Source organism: Marinobacter sp. SS13-12, assembly GCF_030227115.1.
Classification (GTDB): Bacteria; Pseudomonadota; Gammaproteobacteria; order Pseudomonadales; family Oleiphilaceae; genus Marinobacter.
This window is the reverse complement of record NZ_JASSUA010000004.1, coordinates 271,180-297,151: the sequence shown is the minus strand read 5'-3', so window position 1 is coordinate 297,151 and position 25,972 is coordinate 271,180. Positions and strand designations below refer to the sequence as shown.

27 protein-coding genes are annotated in these 25,972 nt (G+C 52.9%); 20 read left to right on the top strand and 7 right to left on the bottom strand.

The window, feature by feature from the left end:
* Positions 1-427 precede the first annotated feature (427 nt).
* The 19 genes from QPL94_RS19465 to nadC all read left to right on the top strand — a co-directional run bounded on the left by QPL94_RS19465 (position 428) and on the right by nadC (position 19,385).
* Positions 428-1,888, top strand: coding sequence for a 2-hydroxymuconic semialdehyde dehydrogenase (locus QPL94_RS19465; protein ID WP_199447376.1), 1,461 nt, complete (start codon positions 428-430; stop codon positions 1,886-1,888).
* A gap of 17 nt (positions 1,889-1,905) precedes the next feature.
* The gene (gene dmpE / locus QPL94_RS19460) at positions 1,906-2,691 is read left to right on the top strand and encodes a 2-oxopent-4-enoate hydratase (protein ID WP_199447377.1); all 786 of its coding nucleotides are present in this window, start codon (positions 1,906-1,908) and stop codon (positions 2,689-2,691) included.
* A gap of 31 nt (positions 2,692-2,722) precedes the next feature.
* Positions 2,723-3,658 carry an acetaldehyde dehydrogenase (acetylating) gene (locus QPL94_RS19455; protein WP_199447378.1) on the top strand — a complete coding sequence of 312 codons (936 nt, stop codon included), beginning with the start codon at positions 2,723-2,725 and terminating at the stop codon, positions 3,656-3,658.
* 13 nt (positions 3,659-3,671) lie between these two features.
* Complete coding sequence (gene dmpG / locus QPL94_RS19450; protein ID WP_199447379.1) at positions 3,672-4,715, top strand: 4-hydroxy-2-oxovalerate aldolase; 1,044 nt, start codon at positions 3,672-3,674, stop codon at positions 4,713-4,715.
* A complete protein-coding gene (dmpH, locus tag QPL94_RS19445; protein ID WP_285359571.1) occupies positions 4,712-5,500 on the top strand; it encodes a 2-oxo-3-hexenedioate decarboxylase in 789 nt (262 codons plus the stop codon). Before dmpG ends, dmpH begins: the two co-directional genes overlap by 4 nt.
* A gap of 37 nt (positions 5,501-5,537) precedes the next feature.
* On the top strand, positions 5,538-5,735 hold the full coding sequence (locus tag QPL94_RS19440) for a tautomerase family protein (protein ID WP_285359570.1): 198 nt from the start codon (positions 5,538-5,540) through the stop codon (positions 5,733-5,735).
* Positions 5,735-6,568, top strand: a complete 834-nt coding sequence (locus QPL94_RS19435; protein WP_008172196.1) for an alpha/beta fold hydrolase — start codon at positions 5,735-5,737, stop codon at positions 6,566-6,568. The genes QPL94_RS19440 and QPL94_RS19435 overlap by 1 nt, the downstream gene beginning before the upstream one ends.
* A 29-nt stretch (positions 6,569-6,597) precedes the next feature.
* On the top strand, positions 6,598-7,911 hold the full coding sequence (locus QPL94_RS19430; protein ID WP_285359568.1) for an aromatic ring-hydroxylating oxygenase subunit alpha: 1,314 nt from the start codon (positions 6,598-6,600) through the stop codon (positions 7,909-7,911).
* A 33-nt stretch (positions 7,912-7,944) separates the two neighbouring features.
* The gene (locus QPL94_RS19425) at positions 7,945-8,475 is read left to right on the top strand and encodes an aromatic-ring-hydroxylating dioxygenase subunit beta (protein ID WP_285359567.1); all 531 of its coding nucleotides are present in this window, start codon (positions 7,945-7,947) and stop codon (positions 8,473-8,475) included.
* Between the two features lie 139 nt (positions 8,476-8,614).
* Positions 8,615-9,658 carry a TAXI family TRAP transporter solute-binding subunit gene (locus QPL94_RS19420; protein ID WP_285359566.1) on the top strand — a complete coding sequence of 348 codons (1,044 nt, stop codon included), beginning with the start codon at positions 8,615-8,617 and terminating at the stop codon, positions 9,656-9,658.
* Between the two features lie 160 nt (positions 9,659-9,818).
* Positions 9,819-11,156 carry an OprO/OprP family phosphate-selective porin gene (locus QPL94_RS19415; protein WP_285359565.1) on the top strand — a complete coding sequence of 446 codons (1,338 nt, stop codon included), beginning with the start codon at positions 9,819-9,821 and terminating at the stop codon, positions 11,154-11,156.
* 109 nt (positions 11,157-11,265) lie between these two features.
* Positions 11,266-13,215: a TRAP transporter permease gene (locus QPL94_RS19410; protein ID WP_227663837.1), complete on the top strand. Its 1,950-nt coding sequence runs from the start codon at positions 11,266-11,268 to the stop codon at positions 13,213-13,215.
* 41 nt (positions 13,216-13,256) lie between these two features.
* A complete protein-coding gene (locus QPL94_RS19405) occupies positions 13,257-14,114 on the top strand; it encodes a VOC family protein (RefSeq protein ID WP_199447387.1) in 858 nt (285 codons plus the stop codon).
* 46 nt (positions 14,115-14,160) lie between these two features.
* Complete coding sequence (locus QPL94_RS19400; protein WP_199447388.1) at positions 14,161-14,967, top strand: SDR family NAD(P)-dependent oxidoreductase; 807 nt, start codon at positions 14,161-14,163, stop codon at positions 14,965-14,967.
* 43 nt (positions 14,968-15,010) lie between these two features.
* Positions 15,011-15,949 carry an EamA family transporter gene (locus tag QPL94_RS19395; RefSeq protein WP_285359564.1) on the top strand — a complete coding sequence of 313 codons (939 nt, stop codon included), beginning with the start codon at positions 15,011-15,013 and terminating at the stop codon, positions 15,947-15,949.
* A gap of 17 nt (positions 15,950-15,966) precedes the next feature.
* A complete protein-coding gene (locus QPL94_RS19390; RefSeq protein ID WP_285359563.1) occupies positions 15,967-16,317 on the top strand; it encodes a non-heme iron oxygenase ferredoxin subunit in 351 nt (116 codons plus the stop codon).
* Positions 16,318-16,337: 20 nt separating this feature from the next.
* A complete protein-coding gene (locus tag QPL94_RS19385) occupies positions 16,338-17,330 on the top strand; it encodes an amidohydrolase family protein (RefSeq protein ID WP_199447391.1) in 993 nt (330 codons plus the stop codon).
* A 71-nt stretch (positions 17,331-17,401) separates the two neighbouring features.
* Entirely contained in the window at positions 17,402-18,421 is a 1,020-nt protein-coding gene (locus tag QPL94_RS19380) for an FAD-binding oxidoreductase (RefSeq protein ID WP_199447392.1), read from the top strand.
* A 115-nt stretch (positions 18,422-18,536) separates the two neighbouring features.
* Complete coding sequence (gene nadC / locus QPL94_RS19375; RefSeq protein WP_199447393.1) at positions 18,537-19,385, top strand: carboxylating nicotinate-nucleotide diphosphorylase; 849 nt, start codon at positions 18,537-18,539, stop codon at positions 19,383-19,385.
* Positions 19,386-19,392: 7 nt separating this feature from the next.
* Here the strand turns inward: nadC and QPL94_RS19370 are convergent, their stop codons facing one another.
* The 7 genes from QPL94_RS19370 to QPL94_RS19340 are packed head-to-tail and all read right to left on the bottom strand — an operon-like array spanning position 19,393 to position 24,174.
* Positions 19,393-20,184, bottom strand: a complete 792-nt coding sequence (locus QPL94_RS19370) for an energy-coupling factor ABC transporter ATP-binding protein (RefSeq protein WP_285359562.1) — start codon at positions 20,182-20,184, stop codon at positions 19,393-19,395.
* On the bottom strand, positions 20,181-20,945 hold the full coding sequence (cbiQ, locus tag QPL94_RS19365; protein WP_199447395.1) for a cobalt ECF transporter T component CbiQ: 765 nt from the start codon (positions 20,943-20,945) through the stop codon (positions 20,181-20,183). The genes QPL94_RS19370 and cbiQ overlap by 4 nt, the downstream gene beginning before the upstream one ends.
* On the bottom strand, positions 20,942-21,517 hold the full coding sequence (locus QPL94_RS19360; RefSeq protein ID WP_199447396.1) for a NikL family nickel/cobalt ECF transporter subunit: 576 nt from the start codon (positions 21,515-21,517) through the stop codon (positions 20,942-20,944). Before QPL94_RS19360 ends, cbiQ begins: the two co-directional genes overlap by 4 nt.
* Complete coding sequence (cbiM, locus tag QPL94_RS19355; protein WP_285359561.1) at positions 21,510-22,130, bottom strand: cobalt transporter CbiM; 621 nt, start codon at positions 22,128-22,130, stop codon at positions 21,510-21,512. Before cbiM ends, QPL94_RS19360 begins: the two co-directional genes overlap by 8 nt.
* Before the next feature lie 8 nt (positions 22,131-22,138).
* Positions 22,139-22,927, bottom strand: coding sequence for a DUF4198 domain-containing protein (locus QPL94_RS19350; protein WP_285359560.1), 789 nt, complete (start codon positions 22,925-22,927; stop codon positions 22,139-22,141).
* Positions 22,928-22,954: 27 nt separating this feature from the next.
* The gene (gene nikR, locus QPL94_RS19345; RefSeq protein ID WP_285359559.1) at positions 22,955-23,437 is read right to left on the bottom strand and encodes a nickel-responsive transcriptional regulator NikR; all 483 of its coding nucleotides are present in this window, start codon (positions 23,435-23,437) and stop codon (positions 22,955-22,957) included.
* Between the two features lie 53 nt (positions 23,438-23,490).
* Entirely contained in the window at positions 23,491-24,174 is a 684-nt protein-coding gene (locus QPL94_RS19340; protein WP_285359558.1) for a dienelactone hydrolase family protein, read from the bottom strand.
* 319 nt (positions 24,175-24,493) lie between these two features.
* Here QPL94_RS19340 and QPL94_RS19335 point away from each other — a divergent pair, with 319 nt between their 5' ends.
* Positions 24,494-25,963 (top strand): hydroxymethylglutaryl-CoA lyase-like TIM-barrel protein, encoded by a 1,470-nt coding sequence (locus tag QPL94_RS19335; protein WP_285359557.1) that lies wholly within the window; start codon positions 24,494-24,496, stop codon positions 25,961-25,963.
* The last annotated feature ends 9 nt before the right edge of the window (positions 25,964-25,972 follow it).

Here is a 25,972-nt window from a genome sequence, read left to right as displayed (position 1 = left end):
AGGGCGAAGGCTATCTGCTCTTCGGTGTAACGGGATCGCTTCATGGCATGATCTCCTGCTCAGGGCTCTATCATGCCGGATTTTCCAGTTTTAAATGGACCTAAATTCCGGTGTAGGGTCAATGGCATGATCTCCTGCTCAGGGCTCTATCATGCCGGATTTTCCAGTTTTAAATGGACCTAAATTCCGGTGTAGGGTCAGGTAGGGTCACACTGTGGGTCTGCCCCGACGTATACCAAGTCCCGAGATTTTTCCTACAGACGCCTCTGCCATTTTGAACCTAAAGACATCTTAGTTCGGTTGACAGGATCAGGATCTGCTTATATCATCTTTATAAATAAGATCATATCTCACTTAATGAGAACAGTGCTTTGCAGAGCTAGAAAGGATTCACCTGCAAGCACCAGTTAATAGTAGGGAGTTCAGAATGCAGGAAATAAAACACTTCATTAATGGTCAATTTGTTTCGTCAGAAAGCGGCCGCACTTTTGACGATGTCAATCCGGCCAACGGTGAAGTTATAGCAAGAGTGCATGAAGCGGGCCGGGAAGAAGTGGGCCAGGCTGTCGCTGCCGCAAATGCCGCCATGAATGGACCCTGGGGTACGATGGCGGTCGCCGAGCGGATGAAACTCTTGCAGAAAGTTGCCGACGGAGTCATGGCTCGTTTCGACGAATTTGTTGAAGCGGAGTGTCTTGATACCGGTAAGCCCAAATCACTTGCGTCGCATATTGATATTCCCAGGGGTGCAGCTAATTTCCAGGTTTTTGCGGATCTCGTAAAGAATATTCCGACCGAAAGCTTCCAGATGGATACACCTGACGGGCTGGGTGCTCACAATTACGCTGTCCGCAAACCCCGTGGCGTGATTGCGGTGGTAGCCCCATGGAACCTCCCGCTTCTGCTGATGACGTGGAAAGTCGGCCCTGCACTTGCCTGTGGTAATGCCGTCGTTGTGAAGCCTTCTGAAGAAACGCCTCACACTGCAACGCTGCTGGCTGAAGTAATGAACGAGGCGGGCATTCCAGAGGGTGTCTACAACGTTGTTCATGGCTTTGGGCCGGATTCCGCGGGTGAATTTCTGACCCGTCACCCCGACATTAATGGCATTACGTTCACCGGCGAGTCGAAGACGGGTACAGCGATCATGAAGGCTGCCTCTGAATGCCTCGTGCCTGTCTCCTTTGAACTGGGTGGAAAGAACGCCGCCATTGTTTTTGCGGATGCGGACATCGACAAGGCGATCGAGGGCACCATGCGTTCCGTCTTCGCTAACTGTGGCCAGGTGTGCCTTGGCACAGAGAGGGTCTACGTCGAGCGTCCACTGTTTGATGAATTCGTCAAGCGTCTCAAGGAGGGGGCGGAATCCCTGCGCATGGGGTGGTGGCAGGATGAGAATGTGAACTTTGGTCCGGTGATCAGTCAGGAGCATCGCCAGAAGGTTCTTTCCTACTACGAAGTAGCGCGCAAGGATGGTGCCAATATCGTGACCGGTGGGGGTGTTCCGGAGATGCCTGCGAATCTGAGCGAAGGTGCGTGGGTAGAGCCAACGATCTGGACAGGCCTTGGTGAGGATTCTGCGGTAGTGCAGGAGGAAATCTTCGGGCCCTGTTGCCATATCGCACCGTTTGACTCCGAAGAAGAGGTCATTAGCCTCGTAAACGATACCCCTTACGGCCTGGCGGCTGCTGTATGGACGGAAAATCTCAGCCGTGCTCATCGCGTTGCTCCGAAACTGGAAGTGGGACTTTGCTGGGTCAACAGCTGGTTCCTTCGTGACCTTAGGACACCTTTCGGCGGCAGCAAGCAGTCCGGCATCGGCCGAGAGGGTGGTGTCCACGGCTTGGAGTTCTACAGCGAACTCTCAAATATCTGCATCAAACTTTGAGTTCTAAGGCCACTCCCATGAAGCAAGAACAGATTGACCAATATAGCCGGGCACTGTTCAACGCGTTGAGATCACGTTCAGCGATCGACCCGTTGACGCAGTCACAACCTGATATGACGATCGAGGACGCCTATGAGATTTCCCTTGGCCTGATGAATCTGAGAATTGCAGAGGGCGAAAAGGTTATCGGGAAAAAGATAGGTGTCACCAGCAAGGCAGTTCAGAACATGCTGAACGTGCACCAGCCGGATTTTGGTTATCTGACTGACCAGATGGTGTATGCCAACGGTGAAACACTGCCTGTCAGTACTCAGATGATTGCGCCGAGGGCAGAAGGAGAAATTGCATTTGTCCTGAAGCGGGATCTGGCCGGGCCTGGCATTACGAACGCTGCCGTTATCGCAGCGACCGAATGTGTCATGCCCTGTTTCGAAATCGTCGATTCAAGAATCCGGGACTGGAAAATCGCCATTCAGGATACCGTGGCAGATAACGCCTCCTGCGGGTTTTTCGTGCTGGGAGACCGGGCCGTCTCTCCACGCCTGGTGGATTTGTCGACTTGCGGCATGGTGGTTGAAAAGAACGGTCAAATTATCAGCACAGGTGCGGGAGCCGCAGCTCTTGGATCTCCACTTAACTGCGTTACCTGGCTAGCCAACACACTGGGACGCTACGGAATGACGCTGAAAGCCGGTGAGGTAATCCTGTCGGGCTCCCTGGTGCCGCTGGAGCCCATAGTGGCCGGCGATTACATGAGAGTTGATATCGGCGGAATTGGCAGTGCCAGTGTGAACTTTGGCTGATCCAATTGAAGCTAGAACCGAGGGAAACATGATGAATCAGAAAATAAAGGCGGCCATCATCGGACCGGGCAACATTGGTACCGATCTGATGTTCAAGATCATGCGCAACGGAAAGAACATAGAAATGGGCGCAATGGTGGGTATCGACCCAGAGTCAGACGGTTTGGCCCGGGCCAAGCGTCTGGGTGTTGCCACTACCGCTGAAGGCGTACAGGGCCTTGTAGATCTGCCGGAATTTGCTGATATTGAAATTGTATTCGATGCCACATCTGCCGGTGCCCATATGCACAACGAAGTGTTCCTGCGAGGCCACAAAGAAAACATCAAAATCATCGATATGACACCCGCCGCGATTGGTCCCTATTGTGTACCAGTGGTCAACCTCGAACAGAACCTGCACGAAGGCAACGTCAATATGGTGACTTGCGGCGGCCAGGCAACGATTCCGATGGTAGCTGCTGTTTCTCGGGTGGCCAAAGCGCATTATGCAGAGATTGTTGCTTCTATCTCCAGCAAGTCCGCAGGTCCCGGTACCCGCGCAAACATTGACGAGTTCACTGAAACCACGGCCAAGGCCATCGAAGTTGTAGGCGGAGCGCAAAAGGGCAAGGCCATTATCATCCTGAACCCCGCCGAACCGCCTCTGCTGATGCGTGACACAGTTTACGTACTCTCTGACGCAGCCGATGAGTCTGAAGTTGAAGCTTCCATCGAGCAAATGGTGGAGGCGGTAAACAGCTATGTACCAGGCTATCGCCTGAAGCAGAAGGTGCAGTTTGATCGCATTCCGGAAGACCAACCCATGAATGTGCCGGGGCTGGGCCGGTTCAGTGGCCTGAAAACCTCCATTTTCCTGGAAGTGGAAGGCGCTGCCCATTACCTCCCGGCCTATGCAGGCAATCTCGACATCATGACGTCTGCCGCTTTGGGTACGGCAGAGCGGATCGCCGAATCGCTGGTCAACTGAGGAGAAACGAAAAATGACCTTTAATCCCGGTAAAAAGCTTTACATCTCGGACGTGACACTGCGGGATGGTAGTCACGCCATTGGTCACCAGTACTCTATCAAGAACGTGCAGGACATTGCCCGTGCTCTGGACGAGGCCAAAGTGGATTCAATAGAAGTGGCGCACGGTGACGGGCTGCAGGGCTCCAGTTTCAACTACGGGTTTGCCGCCCATACGGACCTTGAGTGGATTGAAGCGGTCGCAGAAGTGGTTGATCACGCTCAGATTGCAACTCTGCTGCTGCCCGGCATTGGCACTATTCACGATCTGGATAACGCCTACAAGGCTGGTGCCAGAGTCGTGCGCGTTGCAACACACTGCACCGAAGCAGACGTCTCAAAACAGCATATTGAACACGCCCGCAAACTGGGAATGGACACCGTCGGCTTTCTGATGATGAGCCACATGCAGACCCCGGGGGGGCTGGCAGAACAGGCGAAGCTGATGGAAAGCTATGGTGCAACCTGCATCTACGTAGTCGACTCCGGCGGCGCCTTGAGCATGGAGGATGTGCGTGACCGGTTCCGTGCCCTCAAGGATACGCTCAAGCCGGAAACGCTGACCGGTATCCATGCCCATCACAACCTTGCACTCGGTGTCGCCAACTCGATCATTGCAGTTGAAGAAGGATGCGACCGGATAGATGCCAGCCTTGCCGGCATGGGGGCGGGGGCTGGAAACGCACCACTTGAGGCTTTCATCGCGGCGGCTGACCGAATGGGTTGGGAGCATGGGACAGAGCTGTTCGCACTGATGGATGCGGCAGACGATATTGTACGCCCCCTTCAGGTACGGCCGGTCAGAGTTGACCGTGAGACGCTGGCACTGGGTTACGCGGGCGTCTATTCCAGCTTTCTGCTTCACTCGGAAGTTGCTGCAAGAAAGTACGGACTCAAAACGGTGGACATCCTGGTTGAGCTTGGGCGTCGTCATATGGTCGGGGGGCAGGAGGACATGATTGTTGATGTCGCGCTGGATCTTCTCGAAGCAAAGAAAAAAAGTGGGGTATCTGCATGAGCTTGAGTAAAGAACAGATCGCGGCATTGGCTGAACACCTTGAGAACGCTGAGCTCAATGCGTCTGCCGTCAAGAAGATCACCGACGACTACCCGGACATGGACTTCAGGGATGCTTACAACGTCCAGTATGAGATCCGCCGCCGGAAAGAGGCGCGAGGCACCCGAATCATCGGCATGAAAATGGGGCTGACTTCCCGGGCCAAGATGGAACAAATGGGTGTTGATACACCGATCTATGGTTTTCTGGCTGATTACTTTGAACGGGCGGAATCCGGTGAGATTTCTGTCAAGGACCTCATCCATCCGAAGGTGGAAGCCGAGATCGCATTTGTTACAAAAAGTCCGCTCGGTGGCCCCGGATGTAATGCCGCTCAGGTCATCGCCGCCACCGACTTTATTATGCCGGCAGTGGAAGTGATTGACTCTCGCTACGAAAATTTCCGTTTCGATTTGGTCAGTGTTATTGCCGACAACGCTTCGTCTTCCCGTTTCTTTACCGGGGGGCAAGTGCTCGCTCCAATGAGTACTGACATGCGCACGATCGGCGTTGTCCTGGAAAAAAATGGTCAGGTGATGGAGGTGGGCGCCAGTGCAGCCGTTCTGGGTAACCCGGCCACGGCTATCGCCATGCTTGCCAATCAGCTTGCGGAGCGGGATGAAAAAATTCCGGCCGGCAGCATCATACTTTCTGGAGCAATCACGGCGGCCATTCCGGTGGAGGCAGGTGATAACGTGACCTTGCGCGCTCATGGAATGGGTTCCGTATCCATGCGATTCGTGTGAGCTCGAAACTGATCAAAAAGAACTGGGGGAACTAACAATGCCAATGCTACAGGTTTCAATTCTGGAAGGCCGCACACCGGAGCAGAAAGAAGAGCTGATCGCGCGTCTGACCGCGACGATAACAGGAACGCTTTCCGTGAAGCCCGAGTCCGTCCGGGTTCTGATTCAGGAAATGCCAAAAACCAACTGGGGCATTGCCGGTCAGTCAGTCGCCAAGCGTGATGGGGGTAAATGATGGCCTCAGATAACCCGGAAATCGGCCTGAAAATCAGTGCCGGCGGCATCGAAACCAACTATCACGATATGGGTGAGGATAGCGGTACCCCTTTGTTGTTGCTTCATGGCTCGGGGCCGGGCGTCACGGCCTGGGCGAATTGGCGATTCAATCTGCCGGTATTGTCCGAGACTCGCAGGGTTGTTGCCCCGGACATGGTGGGTTTCGGATATACCGAAAGGCCGCCCGGCGTGGATTACAACCTGGATACATGGGTAAAGCATGGAATTGACTTCCTGGATGCTTTGGGTATCGAAAAGGCAGACGTTGTAGGCAACTCCTATGGCGGTGCTCTGGCTCTTGCCATGGCAATTCGCCATCCGGACAGGATCAGACGGCTTGTATTGATGGGAGCTGCCGGTGTCGATTTCGAACTGACGCCAGGACTTGATGCGGTATGGGGCTATACGCCCTCGGTAGAAAATATGCGGGAACTCATCAGGACCTTTGCCTTTAACCAGGAAATGATGAGCGACGAACTGGCAGAACTGCGATATCGCGCGAGTGTTCGTCCCGGATTTCAGGAGGCTTTCGCCTCAATGTTTCCCGCACCTCGACAACGTTGGGTGGATGCGCTGGCAAGTTCTGAGAAAGACATCCGGGCGATGGACAAGGAGACCCTGATTATCCATGGACGGGATGACGTGATTGTTCCGCCGGTAACGTCCCGCAAACTATTTGAATACATCGAGTATGCACAGCTGCACCTGTTTGGTCGCTGTGGTCACTGGACGCAGATTGAGCATGCTGATCGTTTTAACAAACTGGTAACGGATTTTTTGAATGAATCCTGACGGGCCCAGAAAATAAAGAGGTTTCTGATATGTCGACTACAAAGAGCAACATCATTGGCACCGATCGTGACTATGGGTCGCTGGTAAAAGAAGACCGGGTTCACAGCTCCATTTTCACGGATGAATCCGTCTTCGAAGACGAGATGGAACGCATCTTTCACAAGACCTGGCTTTTTGCTCTCCACGAGAGTGAGGTGCCCAAGAAGGGTGACTTCAAGTTGTTGAAACTTGGACGTTTTCCTGTGATTGCTGTGCGCGACGAAAATGAAGAAGTTCAACTGATGATCAATCGTTGTCGCCACCGCGGTGCCCAGGTTTGTGAGGCAACACAGGGCAACGCAAAAAGCTTTCAGTGCTGGTACCACGGCTGGACCTACAACACCAAGGGCGACCTGGTTGGTGTGACCGGTGAAGAAGCCTATGACAAAACGTTTGACGCCAAGGAACACGGGCTGACCAAAGTGGCGCGCGTGGGGAATTACAGAGGCTTTATCTTCGCCAGTCATTCGAAGGAAGGTCAGAGCCTGGATGATTATCTTGGTCCTGCCAAAAAATTCATCGATATTCTTATCGACGCGTCACCAACCAGTGAAATTGAAGTCAAGCCCGGTGTCGTCAGTAAAACCATGTATCGCGGCAACTGGAAGCAGATCGGCATGGACGGGTACCACCCCCATTATGTCCACGTGTCTGTCTTTAAAATTTTCAGCAAGCGTGAAAGTACAACAGGCTCAGCAGTTGGCGCTATCCACCTGGAAGACCCGTTTGCAGATAGCTCTCCAAGCCTGACCCGCGGATTCCCGAACGGCCATGCTGCTCTGGATTTCCGTTTCCAGAGACTGCCACATGCCAAAGACAATACCGCCGAACTGCAACAGAGCGAGGATGGCCGCAAGTACGTTGAAGACATGATCGCACGGTATGGCAAAGAGCACGCCGAAGAGCTGATCGCCTGGCATGGTGACCCACATCTTGGTGTCTTCCCGAATCTGCAGCTCATTCACGATCACATCCGTGTTGTGATTCCGATTTCTTCTTCGGAGACCCAGGTACTTATGTATCCGGTTTTCCTGAAAGGCGTTGGTCAGGAAATCAACAACAAGCGTTTGCGTTCTCACGAGGCATTTTACGGCCCGGCTTCCAACGGGTCCCCTGACGATGCGGAAATTTTTGAACGTGTTCAGCGAGGGCTTGAGGGCGATGCGAATCCTTGGATCCTGCTGGGAAGGGGTATTAACCGTGAGAAATCCGATTCGGATGGCACCGTGTCCGCTCTGATCAGTGATGAGATCACTCAGAGAGCCCAGATGCAGGAATGGAAGCGGTTGATGACCGAAGACTGATTCAGGAAACCAATTGAAATCGGAGATATATCCATGGCTAAACAAATAGTAAATGCCGCTCCTGAGGCCATAAACAAAGGCGTCGTCAGTGTGGAGCAGCAGCTTCGAGTGGAACGTTTTCTGAATTACGAAGCGGCACTGATGGATGAGCACGAATACGACCGCTGGATGGAGTTGTGGACTGGCGACGATATCACCTACTGGGTCCCCTGTAACAGTGATGATCAGGACCCCAATACCGGCGTTGCAATTATCTATGACGACCGTCCGCGCCTTCTTGAGCGCATGATGCGACTCAAAGACAAGGCTGCACACGCCTATCGTCCGAGAGCGCGTCTTATCCGGAACGTATCTGGTGTTGTGCCGCTCTCTGTGAGGGGGGAAGAACTAGAGGTCGTGTCCAGCTTTAGCCTCGGCGAGATTCGTACCGGGACTGAAAATATCTGGTTTGGCAAGTGTCATTATTTGCTGGTGGATACATCGGAAGGTTTTCGCATCCGCTGGAAGAAAGTAATGCTGCTGAATAATGACGAGGCAATGCCGAACCTGACGTTTCTGGTTTGACCGGCCAACCGGTTTGAGAAGCGCCGGGAGGTATGCAAGTGTAGGTTACGGCGGTCCCAGGGGGGTGTCAGAAAAGGAGAGAGAAGTCGATCAACGAGTGAAGCCAATTAACAAGTACAAGAGAGTGTGGAGCGAAAAAATGATCAAACTCAGAAAAAGTAAAGTTACAAAATATTTGATGGGAAGTGCTCTATTGGCATTGTCAATGACTGTGGGTTTTGCAGGTGCGGAGCCCCGTCAGGATATTGATGATTCTCCGGTTAACGTTACCATCGCCGGGTATTCCTCCGGCGGCCAGGTGGCTGTCTTTGGAGAGGGCGTTGTCGAGGCGGTGCGCCGAACCTATCCAGACTCCAGTATTATTTACGAGCCCGGAAATCCGGCTGGAGCGATGGAATACCTGAAAAACGAGAGACGGCCTTTTGCTCTGGAAAGTATCGTGGAGCCGAAAATGGCTTATGCTGGCCGAGCGCCATTTCGGGAGAAATACCCGCCTGGCACTGTAACCGGGGTTCTGAACGGTTCTCCCGATGTCTTTGCTTTGAAGGTTTACGGGCGTGCCGATTTTTTCAATGAGCATGGGGTTAAGAGTTTTGCTGATCTTGTTGAGAAAGAAGTCCCGATGAGGTTGTCCATCAATCAGCCTGGCAATCTCTGGGCCCGAGAACATGTTCGTGCTTTGTTTTCCTATTTCGGGAAGACTATGGAAGATGTTGAGGCATGGGGCGGTGAGCTAGTTGCTCAACCAACGGGTGCATCTCACGACCTGATGCGTGATGGCCGTCTTGACGTGATTATAACCGGGGGCGCAACACCTTCTGGCAGGATTGTCGAACTGGGTAGTGTTCAGGATCTCGCTTTTGTCACGCTTTCAGACGAATTGGTCAAGCATGTTGCTGATGATCTTGGTGCCAGCGTTGGTTCCATCCCTGCCGGCTCCTATGATTTTGTAGATCAGGAACTCGCCACTGTCATGAGTAGTTTTATGATTGTTGCCGGACCGGCGGCGACTTATGAGGATGCTTATAAGCTGGCCAAATCCATGTACGAACAGATGGAACACTACCGTTCCTCTCACCGAGCACTGCAAAAGGCGTCTCGCGAACAGCTACCAAATGTTAGCTATCTCGAACTCCATCCAGGTGCGAAGGCTTTTTATCAGGAAGTAGGACTGATTGACTGATGTAAAGCTCTTACCCTAAAGCAAAATTCGGTTCAGGACGAGGCGAGTTTTGCTAAAGAGAAATGTAAAAAATTTTGCAGATTTTAATTAAAGAGATAGTATTTCAACAAGTGATATAAACTCTGATCCGATTACAATAAAAGCAGAAAGGGGAAGCACAATGAACAAAAACAAATCCAATCAGTTCCTGGATAAAAAAAGCCTGTTAGCGATTACGAGTGCTGTCGTGTTCGGCATGGGGTCTCAGGTAGCCGTTGCTCAAAGTATGAGTGACCGGGTGGAAACACTCGAAAATGAGATTGAAACCCTTAAAGCTGAACAAGAAAAGTCGAATGTGGTAGGAACCTACAAAGGAAATCGCCTGGGGTTCTCCAGTGCGGATGGTAACTTCGGGTTTAACCTAAACGGTCGCTTGCTGATGGATACTGCCTGGGCTGACACAGATGACGACAGCCGTGATCTTGGTCAGGAGACTTTTATTCGGGCCGCCCGATTTGCCGCTTCTGGCAAACTTTACCAGGACTGGGGATACAAGTTGCAGTATGAGTTCCTCGGAAGCGGTGCGAGCGGCATCCGGGACGCTTATCTTCAGTACCATGGTTTCAAGCCAGGCGGTAATGATTTCGTGCTGTCTATCGGTAACCAGTTCCAGCCGTTTGGCTTCGAAGGCCTTCAAAGCCCGAAATACACCGCGATGATGGAATTGTCCGGCCCAGGGCAGGTGCTTGGCGCAGGCGCCCGCCGCCTTGGTATCCGGGGTGATCTGGTTGGTGATAGCTGGGGCTGGGCTGCTGGTGTTGCTCAGGAAGTTCCTGGTAGCGCTGCTAATCCGGATGACGATGATGAACTCGATTTTTCCACCAAGCTCTGGTTTGATCCGGTGCTGGAGAAAGGAAGGCTGGTACACCTTGGTGTTTCCCTGAGGCAGCATAATGCCAGCGACAGCAGCGATGGTTTCCGCCTTCGCTCGCGCCCGGAGAATCGGGTCGATGGATACCGGCCGGTTGATACCGGAGCGGTAGGTGACTCAGACGGTTTCGTTGCAGCGAACTTGGAAGCTGGCTTCACTCAGGGGCCATTCAACATCAACGCGGAATATTATTGGGCTGAGTACGAAGATCTCGAAAATGCAGGGGCAAACACAGGTGAGGAACCATCCTTTACCGGCGCCACGGTCACCGGTATCTATTACCTGACCGGCGAGTCCCGTCCCTATTCACCCAAAATGGGCGGCGTGTACGGACCGGTACGCCCCAATAATCCGCTGAGCATGGGGGGAAGTGGTGCCTGGGCAATTAGTGGTCGCTTCAGCACCCTTGATCTTACCGACGGTGGTATCGACGGCGGGGAAATGGACGTTGCCTCCCTCGGCCTCAACTGGTTCCCGGAGCGGCGTTTGCGCTTCAGTGTGAATGCCGGCCTGGTGTCAGTTGATGGTGGGCCGAACGACGGCTCTGATCCGACCTTCGTCCAGGCTAGAACCCAGCTGGAGTGGTAAGTAGTTAAAGAAGTAATTTCTTCTGTGCCGGCGTCCGGATACGGGTTGCCGGCACAGAAGTGCTCTGCCCAGGCCCAGGGTCGGGCGTGTATTCTTTATGAGATTGTTTATGAACCTGTTAAAAAGAACAATTTGGCTCGCGTTTTCCATGGGTAACAAAGTGCCGATGGAAGGGGTTAGGTATGCGTTGGTGGCACTCCTCGCGGTGCCATTGACAGTGTTCGAAATCTGGTACGCTGTCGCAGGTAATTTCGGGCGCCTGGAGCTGGCGATTCTTTTCGTGGTCCCGATGTATGTCATTTCTTTTCTGTCAATCAGTCATGCTCCTGATTCCAACCGCACGACCTGGTTTGACTATTTTCTGGCACTTGTAAGCCTTGTTGCAGGTATTTATCTTATCCTGCAGATGGGGCGTTACCAGAACTGGATTGCAGGGCTGGATATCTACACGACCGGGGATTTGACGGTCGCAGCCATTTATTCGTTACTGACGCTTGAGCTTTTGCGGCGTTGTGTCGGCCCCGGTATTTCCGTGGTTGTCTGGTTAGTCATTCTATACAGTCTGTTCGGTGGCCACCTATCAGGATTTTTCAGTCACCGGGGCCTGAACCTGAGCTATATGCTCGAAAGCCTGATGGTTACGCCACATGACGGGGGCTTGTTCTCCGCGCCTATTCAGGTGGCTGCTGTTTATGCATTCCTGTTTATCACATTTGGCAAGTTTCTGGAGAAGAGTGGTGGCGGTGACTTTTTCTTCAACGTCGCGGCCCTACTTGCTGGCCGTCGTACCGGAGGCTCCGCCAAGATTGCAGTAACCTCCAGTGGACTGTTCGGCATGATATCCGGCAGTCCTGCTTCGGACGTCATGACGACCGGTTCGATCACTATCCCCATGATGAAGCGTGTTGGTTACACGCCCCGCTATGCAGCGGCTGTTGAAGCCGTGGCTTCAACAGGCGGCAGTCTTTTGCCGCCTGTTATGGGGGCTGTCGTATTCTTGATGGTTGAGTTCACCGGTATTTCCTACACAAGCATCATCGGTTCAATACTTGTGTGCTCTATTCTTTACTATGTGGGAATCTACGTTCAGGTGCATTGCTATTCGGCCCGGCATAATGTTGGCCATATTGATGCCGCTGATATCCCTACCTGGCTCCACACGTTCCGCACCGGATGGATTTTCGTTATCCCAATGGGGTTGCTGGTTTACGTGCTAATGAGTGGCAGAACGCCCGCCCTTGCCGCAACCTGCGGGTTGGTTGCCGTTATAGTCGTCAGCTGGTTTGTTGGTGGCAAGGCGATAACACCAAGGCGATTCGTTCAGGGTTGTGTTGAGATCTGCACTGCAATTGCACCACTGATCGCAGCGGTCGCCGGCGCCGGGATCCTGCTTATTGGCCTTAACGTTACCGGGTTGGCATCAAAATTATCGGCGCTGATCTTCAGTGTTGCCGAGGCGAACCTGTTACTTGCGTTGTTGCTGGCAACGATCGTCACAATTATCTCCGGCATGGGGATGCCGGTTGTGGCTGTCTATTCGCTGGTTGCGGTCATGGTGGCGCCGGCGCTCGTGGACGCGGGCCTGTCCCTGCTTCAGGCGCATCTGTTTCTGATATTTTACGGCGTGGCATCCTATATTACTCCGCCCGTTGCGGTAGCGGCTTATGTTGCAAGCAGTATTGCGGACGAGCGACCGATGGCGGTTTCCATGACCGCTGCCAAGGTGGGGCTGGTTGCGTTTACCCTTCCGTACGCATTCGTCTATAACCCCGGAATTCTGATGATCGGGTCTCTTGAAACCATCGTGTTTGACGTGATCAAAGTTTCCTGCGGCGTACTGATTATGTCTACGGCGGTTGAGGGCTGGTACCACGGCGAGCTTAAACGGTATGCGAGAGCGGCTCTGATTATTACCGGGCTTATCGCATTCTCGGTATGGGACGTTGCGGGCGTTACTGCCTTGTTAATGGCGATCTCTTATCTGCTTTTCAAGCGTTACCGGTCGCCGGCTTCAGCGGGCATATTGCCTGTTGGGTCGCAGACCGATTTCGAAAAATAGATCGTTTTTTTATTGCGAGTTAATTGGGGAGAACACTAGCTATGATTCAGTTACACGATATTTCCTATCTTCGCCTGGGTTGCCAGAACCTGAGTGAAATGGTTGAGTTCGCAACCGATATCCTTGGCCTGGAACTGCGCCATAAAACGGACAATCATGCCTATTTGCGAGGTGACAGCAGCGCATTCAACATTTGTTACATTGAGGGTGATGCGGACTATGACGCCTGCGCCTTTGAAGTAAGAGAGCTCTCTGAACTTGATAAAGCAGAGAAAGAACTGGCTGCGGAAGGTATAACCGCAAAACGCGCAACCGATGAGGAGTGTGAGGAACGCCAGGTAAACTCGGCGCTGTTCTTTGCGGATCCCAACGGCAACCGTGTTGAACTGGTGTATCGACCCTACCAGACAGGCGTACGTTATTTTCCTGGCCGGGATGCGGGAATTACGGAATTCGGTCACTTCGGTCTGCATACCCGTAACAGCGAACGAGATATACGGTTCTGGACGGAAGTGATGAGTGCCAGGGTCAGCGACAAGATCGGGGAGGGTGCCCTGTTACGCATTGACCCGGTCCATCACAAGATCGCCCTCTTTGCCTCTGAACATACCGGGGTTCAGCACGTTAACTTCCAGGTTGCGAGCATCGATGATGTCATGCGTTCCTGGTACTTTCTCCAGGAAAAAAATGTCCCGATCGTCTTCGGCCCAGGCCGTCACCCGACATCGACGGCGATGTTCATCTATTTCCTCGGGCCCGACAAACGCGTTTATGAGTATTCGTCCGGTGTAAAACGTATATCGGATGAAGAGAATCATACACCCCGTCAGTTTGAAATGGCGCCGACCTCTTTTTGCATGTGGGGCGCAAAGCCGAATGTTGATGAATTCAGCGAATGACCCCATCAGTTGCTTTCATTCATCAAAGCCTGTTTTGGAGAATTGAATGACAAATAATCAATGTAGACGGTTCGAAAACCAGGTTGCATTAGTTACCGGCGCCGGCCAGGGCATAGGTCTTGCAACCGCATGGCGCCTCGGTTATGAAGGCGCGAAAGTGGTTCTGGCGGACAAAGCTGAAAAGCCTGTAACTGACGCCGTTCAGAAAATGAAGGCTGAAGGCATTGAGGCAGTAACCGCCGTTTCCGATCTTTCAAATCTGGCTGGCGCTGAGCTTGCAATGAAGATGGGCGTTGATGCGTTTGGCCAACTGGACGTTCTGGTAAACAACGTGGGTGGCACGATCTGGAAAAAGCCCTTCTGGCATTACACGGAGGAGGAGATCAGGGCAGAAGTGGACCGCTCTTTCTGGCCGCCACTGTGGTGTTGTCGGGCGGCTATTCCACATATGCAAAAGAACGGCGGCGCCATCGTCAATGTTGGCTCCAACGCAACCATGGGGATTTTCCGCATTCCCTATTCTGCCTCCAAAGGCGGCGTAGTCGGGCTGACAACAGCCCTTGCCATTGAGCTTGCAGACTTTAATATCCGGGTCAACTGCGTTGCCCCCGGCAACACCGCCGTCAGGGAAAGACCTACACCCAGGCTCGATCGTGAACTTACGGACCAGGAGAAAGCCTGGAACCAGCAGTTTTATGATTACGTCACGCGCGAAGGCCTTTTTGATCGCGCCGCCACGGTAGAGGAACAGGCTGCTGCGATTACGTTCCTGGCATCTCCCGACGCTTCTTACATTACCGGTGAAGTTATAGACACCGGGAAAAGAGGCATGAGAATTTCGGAGGTAAGTTAAGAATGCGCTTTAGATCTCCGGGAGTTCTTTTCATGAGCGTGCCTTGGACGATATCGGGAACAGGCTTGTCCCGGACGCGCAGGTCATGAGCAGCGAAGTTATTGCCGTAACATTGGCCCTGGCCTCTGCGTTGATGTTTGCCTTTACCTTTACGCTGGTCAGGGTAGGGGTAAAGTCAGCCTCCAGCGAGACGGCCCTTTGGGTGACACTGTCGATCAATGTGGTGTTTCTCTGGGGTTGGAGCATCGTGGGCTATGGGTGGCAGTTTGGTGACTGGTGGCAATGGCGCTATTTTGTGCTTGCAGGTATTTTCGCCCCGCTGTTGGGGCGCCTGTTCCAGTTTCTGGGGATGGCCAGGCTTGGTTCGAACATCACAACTCCGCTGACATTGACGCATCCTGTGGTGTCGCTGGTGCTTGCCATGACGTTTCTTGGGGAGAGCCTGACGACTCTGGGGTTGTTTGGAGCGTTGCTGGTTATTGTGGGTAGTGTGGTTGTCGGGTCTCAGGGCGGCAAAAACGAAACCGCCAGCCTGAAAGCGGTTCCAAAAACCTACCTTGTATTGCCCATGATCGCTTCGTTTTCCTACGGAATATCAATGGTATTCCGGAAGATAGGAATCGATATCGGAACCGATGCGGTAACAGCTGCAGCAGTCACCACGACGTCGTCCTGGTTTTTCGCCAGTCTTTATACCGGTTTCACTGGTGGCTTCAAACAGATTCGTTGCACGAGAAAAGAGTTCGGGTTTTTCATATTCGCCGGTATCTTTTCATCGTTTGGTCCGGTGCTTCTCTTTTTTGCGATGCAATACTCGGATCTTGTTGTGGTGGCACCTTTGGCCTCGACAACCCCTTTGTTTGTGCTGCTGATGTCCTACATCTTTATTCGCGCAGATGAGATTTTTACCACTAAGGTCGTCATGGGAACCATAGCTACCGTTCTAGGGGTTATGATGGTGAGCGTGTACGGAATTGCCTGAAACTATTAGGAGTCGATATGGCTGATGCGAACGATAAGCAGCATTTTTTTGCGTGTAAGGAAGAGGATCTCTCTGATAATGAAATGCTGAAGATTGACCTCCCAGATCAACCCCCTGTTGTTGTTTACAAGGTTGGAGGCAATTTTTTTGCGACGGATAACACGTGCACTCACGGAGAGGCCAGCCTGGCCGAGGGCGAGGTGGATGATGATTTCATCATAGAGTGTCCCTTCCACGGAGGCACCTTCGACATTCGCACAGGTGAGGCTATTGATTTTCCTTGCGTACTGCCTCTGAAGTCCTACCCCGTAACGGTTGAGGGTGGCGGCGTATACGTAAACCTCGAAGAAGGTAAAACCCCGGCGTAAAGCCCTGTGCGGAGAGCGCTATGATTGATTCACATACCCATGTGGTTCCCGATAATTTCCCGCCCTATCCCGGCAGGGATCCCAATCATGCATGGCCATGCATGCATTGTGGGCATGGAAATCATAAAACCGTGATGATCCGGGGCAAAGCGTTCCGGGAAGTGAACGATACCTCCTGGAGCGCCCGCTCAAGATTACGGGAAATGGACGAAGAGGGCGTTGATCGGCAAGTCTTGTCACCCATGCCTGAGTTGTTGTCCTACTGGTTCAATACGCACGATGCGCTTGCATTCGGTCGCCATATAAACGGCACGATAGCGGGCCTGGTGGCCGAGATGCCAGAGCGGTTTTTTGGCCTGGGTATGGTGCCTCTTCAGGACCCGGATGCAGCGGCAAAGGAAGTGAGAGTTCTCAAGCACGAATTCGGGCTGCTGGGCGTGGAAGTGGGAAGTAATATTAATGGTGTGGCGATGGGGGACCGTCGGTTTGACCCATTCTTTGCTGCTCTGGAAGAAGAGGATATGTGCCTGTTTGTGCATGCCCTGCACCCCAACAAGGATCGATTATATCCGTTGCCGTTGATGGAGCCATTGGTTGCGTTCCCCAATGAAAACAGCATCGGTATTGTCTCTTTTCTGGTCAACAGTGTTCTCGAGCGTTTTCCGAAATTGCGCATCGCCTTCAGTCATGGGGGGGGGGGCTTTCCGATGACGTTACCTCGCCTGCAGAATGGGTGGGAGGTGAGTCAGGCCCTGCAGGATGCAATGCCGCTCTCACCCATAGAGCAGGCGCGTCGGTTCTGGTACGACACGCTCGTTTATGACGAGGATGCCATCGCTTATCTGATGAAAATCTACGGCGTCCGACAGGTAATGATGGGGACGGATTATCCGTTTGTCATCAGAGACAGGCACCCCGGCAAACGCTTCGATGGTTTAGGTCTGAGCCAGAAGGACCTTCTGGCCCTGACCGATGATAACTGCCTGCGTTTCCTGGGATTGATGAAGCCCTAGCCGGTATCAGGATCAGGCCCTGAGGCCGCTGCGTTACTGAAATCAGAACAATAACTTGTGAGGAATCAATCATGCCCACCATCAGTCTTGTTGGCACCGGCGAACAGTTTGAACAGACAGAGTCTCACGACTGTATCCTTCGGGCAGGGCTTGGCGCTGGCTATGGCCTGGCTTACGAATGCAACTCGGGTGGCTGCGGGACCTGTAAATTTGAGGTGGTTGAAGGCGAAATTGAAGAGCTTTGGCCAGATGCCCCGGCTCTCACTGCCCGCGACATCAAGAAGGGCCGTAAGCTGGCCTGTCAATGCAAAGCGAGCACAGACCTTGTGATCAAAATGCGGACGGCCCCGGAGTATATCCCCGCCAATGTACCCGCTCGATTTGAAGCAACCCTGAGCTCGCGCAGGGACGTTACGAGCGACATTGTCGAGTTCTGCTTTCAGGCTCCTGGGGGCCAGGCTGCGGAGTTTCTTCCGGGGCAATATGCCATGCTTACCTTTTTTGATGGCAGGGGGCCGCGCGCATACTCCATGAGTAATCTCCCTAATGGTGACGGGGTATGGGAGTTCTGGATTCGAAGAAAACCCGGTGGCGAAGTCAGCGGTGCTCTTTTTGATGAGCTCCAGCCCGGTGACAAGATAATCATCGATGGACCCTATGGTCACGCCTACCTGCGCGCGGAGAGCGAAAGAGATATCATGTGTATTGCTGGTGGTTCCGGTATCTCGCCGGTGCTATCGATCGCTCGGGGTGTATTGATGAACCCCGACATGGCCGGCCGCCATATACACTTCTACTTCGGTGGCAGAACCCCCGATGACCTTTGCGGGCTCGAGGAACTGAGAGCACTGCCTGGTTTCGAAGGTCGCGTTCACTACTATCCCGCCATTTCAATGCCTGAAGATGCACCGGACTGGACGGGGGATACCGGATTTATCCACGAGATTGTAGAAAACCGGCATGGGGATGAGCTCTCCCGGTTTGAATGTTACCTCGCCGGCCCGCCACCAATGGTTCAGGCGACGACGAAGATGCTTCAACTGAAGGGAAATGTCCCCAACAGCCAGATTCACTACGATCCGTTTTATTGAGAAATTTTCGGGTTATTAATGAGGCCTGCGGGCTGTAATCATTGGACAGTGCCTGCACACTGTGACTATTGTTTCAGTTTGGGTATGCTGTTTAGTCAGCAAGGAGTAAAGCATAGTGCGGTTATCAAGATTGGTTGTTCGCGAGGATGTTCGGCGCGCTCTGGATGAGGATCTGGGGGCGGGAGACATCACCGCAGGCCTGATTCCCTATGGCCATGTTGCCCACGGACAAATTATCTGCCGAGAGCACGCGGTGTTCTGTGGGCGGGAATGGTTTGACGAGGTTTTTCAGGAGATTGACCCCAGAATCACCATTGAGTGGGATGTTGATGACGGCGACCCGCTGACTCCCGACCAGGTATTCTGCCGCTTTTCAGGGCCGGCCGGTGCACTGGTGCAAGGGGAGCGTACCGCACTTAACTTCCTCCAAATGCTTTCAGGCATCGCGACTGTATCGCGGCGGTACTCGGATGCGCTTAAAGACTTTGGCACGGGTGTGAGGTTGCTTGATACCCGTAAGACCCTGCCCGGGCTTCGGGTTGCCCAGAAATACGCGACCGCATGCGGAGGCTGCGTCAATCACCGCCTTACCCTTGCGGAGTCGTTTCTGGTCAAAGAGAACCACATCGTCGCCTGTGGCTCCATCACCAAGGCTGTAGAGGTTGCGCGTCAACACAACAGCTACTCGAAACTGGAAGTTGAAGTCGAGAACCTTGATGAACTGCAAGAAGCCCTGACTGCTGGCGCTGACATGGTGTTGCTGGATAATTTCACGCCGCAACTTGTGCATGATGCGCTGAAACTGAATCAGGGGCGGATGCTCATTGAGGTCTCCGGAGGAGTGAGCTGGGATACCTTGAAGGATTATGCCATAAAAGGGGTAGACTTCATTTCTGTGGGGTCACTCACCAAAGACCTGAAAGCAGTCGACTTCTCAATGCGATTCAGTTATTCCGGAACCTGATTACCGTCTAGCTTTTTTGCCTGTTCGCATCGCCGGGATGATAATGAGATGAATGCTCCGGGTCTGAAGGGGGAGTGTGTGTGAGGTCGTCATCTGAATGTACATGTTTGTGTGAGTGAACGTGAACATGGGGGTGCTGATGAAGAATGGAATTCACGAAAGATCCATTTTTTATCAGCACTGCCCGTGTAGCCAACTGGTCAATCAGATCCTGGTCGTGTGAGGTGAAGACGAGCGCTTGTGAGAGTTCTGCCAGACACTTGATGAGTCGTTGCCTGGCGCCCTCATCAAGGCCGGTTGTTGGTTCGTCCAGAAGAATGATGTCGGGGTCCATGGCGAGCACAGTCGCGATAGAGACCAGCCTTTTTTCTCCGCCAGACAGTTTATAGGTAATCCTTTCTGATAATTCCCCCAAGCCGAGCTTGTTCAGAGTGTCAAGGGCTATAGCTCTGGCATGCCTGGGGCTATGCCCGAGGTTGATAGGACCGAAGGCGACATCCTCGATTACGGAAGGACAGAACAGCTGATCATCAGAATCCTGAAACACCAGGCCGATTTTCGACCGTATCTGATGAAAGTCGGATTCATTGTTGAGTGTTTTTCCGAATGCGGCGTAATCCCCCCCTGATAATGGATGGAGCCCGACCAGAGCGTCCAGAAACGTGGACTTTCCAGTGCCATTCGCTCCAAGCAAAGTAACCCGTTCGCCAGGGTTCAGGTGGAAGTTTATGTCACTTATCAACCGTTCGTTATTCCGATCAATGTTTACACCCTGGAGTTCCAATAAGGAAGAGGTCATGTCATGTAACTCCGGAATATCAGGCATACGGAGGCAGCGGTTACTAGTGTGAGGGTAATACCGTCAAGAATTCTCCATTGACTCTCTGAATGAAAGGTAAAGGAACCGTTGAAGCCGCGACACCTCATGGCGTTGCTCACTCTGCGCGAGCGCTCGAAACTTCTTACCAGTAACATGCCGACCAGCCAGCCAAAAGTGCGCCAGGTGTGGATATTGGATCTGGCGACGAACGCCCTTGCTTTCATGGCGCGACGAATGCGGACATATTCGTTTTCCAGTACACTGATATACCGAACCGACATGAGCAACAACTGGACCAGATTCCCGGGCACTCTCAACAGCCTGAGTGCATTGCCAACCTGCAGCGGTGACAGGGTTCCAATCAAAGCAAGGTTCAGCAAGGTAATGGTATTGACTTTGAGGGCAATAACCGCTGCAAGCTTAAGGCCCTCCCCTGACGGTGCAACCGGTCCGAGCTCGAATAAGGGTTTCCCGGTGGTGGTAAAAGGAAGAACCAACAGCAAGACAATCACGAACCCTTCCAGCAGAACTAAACGACGGACCACAGAGAATGCACCGAGGCCTGCAAGTGCCGTGATTCCAGCTGCAAACGCAAGGGCGCCGGTGAGTATGACAAGACTATCAATACTGATCAGGGTGACTGTGGTCAAAACCGCTGTTAGCAGTCTTGTACGGGGATCAAGATAATTGATCGGAGAAGTACCACTTTGATCGGTCTGAGAGTACAGGACATCAGTCATAGCCTGGATCCCCGACGCCTGGAAAACCAGAGCATACCGAGCCCGGCGAGTCCTGCTATATAACCAATAGCCCCGAGTATGTCCTGAATTTGCCGCTCATCCCGGACCTCCTGCAGCTCCGCACGCAGCGGAGCAACCTGGCGGGAAACGGCACTTTCAATCAGTGTCTTCAACTTGCCTGACTGTGGTTCACACATTGGAGGGGGAGAAGCAGGGTTTGACGGTTGCAGACTGCCTGGTTCTGATTCGGACATAATCAGTTCGGACATCTGGACGTCCCAATGTGCAACATGACCCTCCCCCGAATTGGCACTGATGCGGTAGCCCTGCCGAACATTAACAGGAAAAGAGAAGCTGCCGTCGGTATCCGTGCGTGTGTTTGCGATCTCGTCATCACCTTTGAGGCTGGCCAGAGAAACCCGTGCATTTTTCAGCTTCTGACCTCCAGCAAAGTATACTTCTCCGGTGATTCGATCCTGTTCAGCGTAAGCAAACACTTTAAGTTGATGCGCCTGTACTGACCCATGGAAAATCAGAAAACCAAGAATTGTCAGCAGAGTTTTGTTAAACATGACGGCCCTCCTTTGGCAGAATTAATTCCGGTGCGACACGCTTGATAAACCCAATCGTGAAGCCCGTAATTACGCCCTCGATAGCCATCAAAGGAACAAACGTTAACAGGATGATCTTGGCTGCGGGAATCAGACCTGGATCAGAGAGCATGATTGAGCCGGTTAATAAAGTGCCCGTCATGCAGGCACCAAGGCCGCCTGCGAGAAGGCCGAGCCAGAAAGATTTCCTGGGAGATGCGTTATGAATCAGCGGGCGTATGACAACCGCACACAACACCGCTGGCAGCGCCAGGTTGACCAGGTTGACGCCCAGGACAACCAGCCCTCCATAGCCAAAGAATACCGCCTGAAGGACGAGAGCAATCAGTATGGCGGGTACCGCCACGATACCCAGAACAATGCCCATCAGGCCGTTCAGCAACAGATGAACACTGCTGACCCCCACTGGGATACTGACCAAAGAAGAAACAAATAGGGCAGCTGCAAGCAGAGCTGTCTGGGGGATGCTTTCTGCCGGCATTCTCTTCAGAGCATAGCCCAGCATTGCGACCCCCAGAACAGCACCACCGATCAGTACTGGCTCAGAAAGAATGCCTTCCGGTATATGAGCCACGTGGCTGTTTACTCCATATCCTGAACGTAAACCCAGATGAGTCCACCTTCTTCGACATCCACGGTTTCGCCATCCGGATTTTTCATCGGCTTATCCGCCGTTAGCAGTGCAGCGAACCCCCACCAACCCTCACGGGGCATCGCGTAGCTGAATACTCCTTGCTGGTCGGCCTTAATGGTCTGGGTTACAAACTCATCAGAAGGGATGGCTACCGAACCATCATTTCTCCACTCAACTTCTACTGTTGCTCCGGGCACAGGCTCGCCATCTTTCAGTACCACGCCCCTGAATAGATTTCCGGACCACAATCCATAGGGTTGGGTCATAGGTTTGATTTCCACCGGCATGCCGACGAGCTGGTCCCAGGCGCTGCTGCCACCGTAGGCACTGACGATGACTTTGGTGTAATGAACGATGATGACTTCTTCTGAGGGTTCCCAGTAAGGCTCCGGTTCAATGAAGAAAACATGGTCGCCGGGTCGTGCGACAGATTGGCTTGCTGAATAGTGTCGCTTTCCATCGTCCTCATGAATGGTCAGGGAGCCGAGAAGATCTTGCTGTTCGCCCCTTGTCATCACGCCAAACCGAACCGGCATGCCCATATCCATTCTGGGACCACTGGCCATCGGATGGGTGAATTGAATATCGAGATTAATGGACTGGCTAGTCTGTTCTGAAACCACAGCGTGTTGAGGGATCAATTCCAGAAAATGGGCCGATGAAATGGCAGGTACAATGAATAACCAGGCTCCTGCAACAAGGGCGTACTTTCTTGCTTTCTGGAAACTAGCTGACATCGGTAATTCCTTTTCGCTTTGGCCAGTTCAGGTGGCCGGGTGAGTATGAACGTGCTGGTGTGGCTCATGGGACGTGGATAACCCGTTGTGACTGTGGGATGCCACTTCATAAACCACTGGCAGAAGGTAGATCTGACCGTGACGAATGCCCGGTTTTGCAATCAGGTGTTCGCTGAACGCCCTTAGCTCCTTTGTCGGGCCACGGGTTACAAGCGTTTCAAGGCAATGGTCATGATCCAGGTGGACCTGCAGCGTTGATACCAAAACGTCGTGGTGTTGATGCTGTATCCGTGCCAATCGGGTTGCCAGCTCACGTTCCTTATGGCTATACACATAGGTAATCGTGCCAACAGAGTGGCCATCCAGGGAGTGCTCGAGCTCATCTGTTTCAAGTTTTTTCCGAATTAGATCCCGAATCGCCTCGGAGCGGTTGTTGTAGCTGAAGCGATGGAGAAATTGGTCAAAAAGTTCTGCAAGATCGTCGTCAAGTGAAACCGTGAAACGTTGCATGTATACTCCTTGATACTCCGGCGTCAGGTATGACATACCTCAGCCCGGGCTGTTCAGGCCCTGGTGAAGTTCTGCGATAGAAAATCCAGGGTGCGTTGCCACGCCAGCTCTGCGCTGGGTCCATGAAAACTGTCCCGATAATCACAGTTGAATCCGTGTCCTGCGTCGGGATAGATACAGATATCAGGGTTGGCCTCCGTGTTTTCGGCCCTGATGTCTTCGACGTTCTCCCGAGGGATCATAGGATCACGTGCCCCGAAGTGGAGTAGAGCCGGGCATTGAGGGTGCTGATCCCTGAACTTGTGGATGTAGGAACCGTAGTAACAGACTGCCATCCGGGCATGGGATGTGCTGGCTGCCAGCCAGGCGATGGCTCCCCCGTAACAGAAACCTACAACGGCCACGGGGCCTGACTGGGCGAGATAGCTAATGCTTGCCAGTGTGTCGTTGAGTGCGTCGTTCCAGTCCAGGCGTGAACGCAGGTCCCTTCCTTTATCAACGTCCTCAGCCGAGTAGCCCAGCTGGACGCCTGGCTCCAGTCGATCAAAAAGGGATGGGGCAAGCGCGTCGTAACCATTCTGTGAAAACCGGTCACACACATCGCGAATGTGCTGATTAACTCCGAATACTTCCTGGACGACAACGACCCGCCCCTTACTGGGGGTAGACGCTGATTCTGAGTAATAAGCGGAAAATTCGTGCCCATCATCGGCAGACAGGTTAAGCCAGCTGGCCATCGTCTGAACCCTCTTATTGTTGATATCAGTATGGTTCGTTGAAGCTGCTCAGGGATTCATTGCGTAATCATAATAATTATTATTAAGTGAGATGTTATTTTAACTATAGAAAGCCCAATGTTGTTTTGTCAATGGGTTTCTGCAGGGTGTATTTGCGCTTGACAGGTTTTTCCCTGATGCTAGGCTTGTAACCATATGTGAGAAGCCATCTTGATAATTGATAAATAATTGATGGCCGAAACGTTTTCTGGAGGGCCTTCACCTCCCTGTGATCTTCGAGGCGCAGGGGTGAGTGCGACTTAAGTGGTGCGAGGAGTTTATGTCTCAGATCAGGTTTATAGATACAACGCTGCGTGATGGCCAGCAGAGCCTGTGGGCCCTGAACATGACGACCGAGATGATGCTTCCTGCCCTGGAGCAGATGGACGAGGCAGGCTTTGAGGCCATGGAATTTTTTGTCCCCATTGTGCAGTTAAAGAAGATGATCAGGGATCTCAACGAGAATCCGTGGGAATGGCTCCGTCAGGGTGCGGCTGTCGCCAGGAAAACGCCGCTCCGTTTGCACGCGGGTTACAAGGGCGGGTTGGGCAAGGTGCCTGAGTCGGTTAAAAAGCTCATGGTCCAGAAAGTCATTGATCAGGGGATAACCTGCGCAAGGATTTCCAATCCATGGAACAACTTTGTGGAACTTCGCGAGGAAGTCGACGAACTGAAGCGAATGGGTATGGACTCAGTTGTTAACATTATCTATTCGGTATCGCCGCGACATACCGATGACTATTTTGTGAAGCGTGCCCGTGCTGCTGCGAAGCTTAAGCCCTACAGGCTGTGCTTCAAAGACGTTGGCGGCCTGCTGACCCCCGACCGGGTTCGGGAGCTGTTACCAAAGATCCAGTCTGTGATTGGGGACATCGTTCTTGAACTACACGTGCACTGCAACAATGGGCTTGCGCCACTGAACGTTATCGAAGCCGTCAAGCTTGGCATTACCCATGTGCATACCGCGGTGCCTCCGCTGGCGAGTGGCTCATCGAATCCATCGATTTTCAATACGGCGGGCAACCTCCGCGCACTGGGGCACGACACGCTGGTTTCGGAGGATGTGCTCAGGCCCGTGCAGGAACATTTCACGGGTATCGCAAAACGTCATGGTTTTGCGATTGGTGCACCGCTGGAGTACGACCAGAGTCTTTATAGCCACCAGGTTCCTGGTGGCATGATTTCAAATCTCAAATACCAGCTTGAAAAAGTTGGTATGTCTGGGCATCTGCAAGCGACCCTGGAAGAGGCTGCCCGCGTCAGGGCAGATTTTGGTTACCCGATCATGGTGACACCCTTGTCCCAGTTCGTCGGTACCCAGGCGGCCATTAACGTTATGACCGGCGCACGATATGAGCAGGTGACTGACGAAACGATCTACTACGCCCTCGGGCAGTTTGGCCAGGAAGCACCGGACGTGATGGACCCGGATGTCAAAGACAGGATTCTGAACAGAAACCGTGCCAGGGAACTTGCCCGAATTGAGTTCGCGGAGCTTACGTTGCCGGAAGTGCGCCACAAATACGGTGAGAGTCTGACCGACGAAGAATTGATTCTTCGGGCGTTTATAGATGAACAGGCTGTTGAGGTTGCCCGGAGGTCGCGCCCATCGGCAACGGGAGGGCTCAGTACCCGTCAACCGATTGTTGAGCTTGTAGGCAGCTTGTCGAGGTTGAAAGACAGGGGCTTTGTGTCTGTTCAGAAAGGCCGGAATTTCTCATTAACCATGAGTAAATCGCCCCAGGCGTGAACCGATCAG